1 protein-coding gene is annotated in these 267 nt (G+C 66.3%); it reads left to right on the top strand.

Going from position 1 to position 267, the window contains the following annotated elements:
* On the top strand, nucleotides 1-267 hold a 267-nt coding region (locus BK660_RS31935), incomplete at both ends, for a malonate decarboxylase subunit alpha (RefSeq protein ID WP_185045358.1).

The following is a 267-nucleotide window of genomic DNA, read 5'->3' as shown; positions in this document are numbered from 1 at the left end:
CGGCTCGCTGCGCTCCAACCGGATGTTCTGCCATCTGGCGGGGCAATACGCGGTGGACCTGTTCATCGGCGCGACCCTGCAAGTCGATGGCGACGGTCATTCCTCCACCGTGACCCGCGGCCGCCTCGCCGGTTTTGGCGGTGCGCCGAACATGGGCCACGACCCGCGCGGTCGCCGTCACAGCACGCCGGCCTGGCTCGACATGCGCCACGAGGATGCGCCTGAAGCCTTGCTCGAACGCGGCAAAAAATTTGTGGTGCAAATGGT

Source organism: Pseudomonas brassicacearum (assembly GCF_003732265.1).
GTDB lineage: Bacteria > Pseudomonadota > Gammaproteobacteria > Pseudomonadales > Pseudomonadaceae > Aquipseudomonas > Aquipseudomonas brassicacearum_D.
Note: the sequence above shows the minus strand (reverse complement) of the source record. Positions and strands in the feature narration are given on the sequence as shown.